The sequence below is a fragment of the Anaerococcus obesiensis ph10 genome (genome assembly GCF_000311745.1).
GTDB classification, from domain to species: domain Bacteria; phylum Bacillota; class Clostridia; order Tissierellales; family Peptoniphilaceae; genus Anaerococcus; species Anaerococcus vaginalis.
Genome location: NZ_HE978532.1, coordinates 317,131 through 319,254 on the forward strand (window position 1 = coordinate 317,131; position 2,124 = coordinate 319,254).

Genomic DNA, 2,124 nt, shown 5'->3' on the forward strand with positions numbered 1-2,124 from the left:
TTCACGATACCAATAGTATTTATTAAACTCATCAAACGATGTAATTTTGTCAAACTCAGGTCTACTTTCTATCAATATTCTATCTCCTAAAACCAATTTGCTTTTTCATCTCTAAATAATGGTGTTTCACTCTCTTTGTAAGGATTGTAGTTGTTACAATTACAACCAAACTCTTTCAATGCTTTTATCTTATTATCGGCTGTCCAAACAATCAAAGAGATACCGTCAAATTCTTCAACTTTCCCCTCATTCATTTTATTTTTGAAGTGCCATTCTACAATAGTTTGATTATCCTTATGAAAAAATTGCTTTATATCCCACGCAAGAACTTTTCCTCTTGTATTCCACTCATTAAACCAGTGCTTTACTGTTTGCCGATTTTCATACTTAGGACACCAACTCTCAATATAAATCACATCATCTGAAAAAATATCATCTATTCCTAAGTCTTTTTGTGTAAGCCACATATCAAACCATAAACGAATGATTTTCTCTCTTTCATCCATGAATTTAAACACCTCCAAAATCAAATACTTATTTAATATTATACCATTTTTTCACTCAATTTTATAGGTCTAACTCGTTCCTCTTTACCTGTGTTAGTCCTCTGTTTTCTTGTAGTAATTTCTCTATACAGCTTCTAACACTTTCAGCTTGTTTAACTTCCTCTCGTATTTCTAATATTTGATTGTATAGGCTCTTTTTCTCTTTCTTCAAAGTGCTAGCCTCTGATTTCCACTTGGATATATTTAAGGTCTTACTTTCACCTAAATGCTCTTTCAGATATTTCTTGGCACTCTCAAATAGAATAATCTCTGCAGTATGCTCATTATAAAAATCTTCCTGTTTGCTTTTCTTTAATTTGGTATAGGCTTTGTAGATATCTTTATGTTTCAAATATTTCTCGGCTTGGTCGATAAGCTGTGTTTTATCATCAATTCTTTTTTCAGTGTCTTTGATAGCTTTTGTGGTCTTGTAATTCTTATCTCTTAAAGTAACTATGCTTTCTTTCAGTTCAGATATGGAAGTGATGTTTTTATCTTTAAGAAGCTGATAACTCTCAATATATTTCTCTAAGTCTGCATTATTGCTATCTGCGTTTTGATTGATAAGATTTTCAAAAATGGATAGTAGATTTTCTTTTGGTGGGATGGTGGATTTTATGTTTTCTGTTTCTGCTGTTTCTTCTTTTCCAATTCCTCTTATCCAATTTAACAAGGCTTTTATTCTTCTTGAAATTTCTCTTAAAATCGCATTTTGATGTTTGATTTCTCGGTTAATATTTCCTCTGTCTGTAGCTATGCCTTTCTTCTCCATTTGTGTTGCTGATACTCCTAAATGAGTGGTCGGTATTTGCTCTATTCCTTGTCTTTGATAGGAACGATGGTCTACTTTTTCCTGTATGCTGTTTTCTTCAAGATATTTGTTTGTAATGTCTGCCCATGCTTTTCGCCACTCTTCCGCTTTTTCTTGCTCATTCCAATCGGTTGTATTGATTTTTCTTGTTTTGTAATTGCCGTTTTTGAGTTTTATCTTTTCTCCGTTTTTATCAAGGATATATTCTTTTTTTGATTTTGCTCCCCATGTTTTATCTTCGTTTAACGGTCGCATGGTAAGTAAGATATGTGCGTGTGGGTTTCCGTCATTTTTATCGTGCAAAGCAACATCGGCACACATACCGACTTTCACAAAATTTTCTTTTACATATTTCCTTACAAGCTCTATCTGTTTTTCTCTACTCAGTTCTTTGGGTAAGGCAATTTCGATTTCTCTTGCAAGCTGTGAGTTTTTACTTTTTTCTATTTTCTCAACACTGTTCCACAAGACAGAACGACTTACAAATTCCTGTGGTGCATTTCGTGGCAATAAAATTTCGGTATGGGCTATTCCGCCTTTCCTTGTAAAGTCGTGGACTATGCCATCATATTCATTTTTTATCTTTTCGCCACTGCGATAGGAAGCTGCCGCAACTGCACTTTTCCCTTTGCCTCTTGAAATAATCTTTATACTGAGATGATATATCGCCATAGCTAAAAACCCCCTTTCGTTTTTCTGATACTTTTATGTGGCGATGGATAAGACTTCCTAAAAAAATCGGATAGTTTTTATCCGATTTCTTTTTGG

The 2,124-nt window shown here is 33.7% G+C and carries 2 protein-coding genes; both read right to left on the reverse strand.

Features of this window, described 5'->3' with window-relative positions:
- Positions 1-86: 86 nt before the first annotated feature.
- Positions 87-506, reverse strand: coding sequence for a nuclear transport factor 2 family protein (locus HGAG_RS07580; RefSeq protein ID WP_019118573.1), 420 nt, complete (start codon positions 504-506; stop codon positions 87-89).
- A 61-nt stretch (positions 507-567) separates the two neighbouring features.
- Positions 568-2,028, reverse strand: a complete 1,461-nt coding sequence (gene mobQ, locus HGAG_RS07585; RefSeq protein ID WP_019118574.1) for a MobQ family relaxase — start codon at positions 2,026-2,028, stop codon at positions 568-570.
- Between the last annotated feature and the right edge of the window lie 96 nt (positions 2,029-2,124).

Excerpts from the sequence above, each read along its gene's own strand:
- HGAG_RS07580 (WP_019118573.1), bottom strand. The coding sequence starts at position 506 with ATGGATGAAAGAGAGAAAATCATTCGTTTATGGTTTGATATGTGGCTT.
- mobQ (WP_019118574.1), bottom strand. The coding sequence starts at position 2,028 with ATGGCGATATATCATCTCAGTATAAAGATTATTTCAAGAGGCAAAGGG.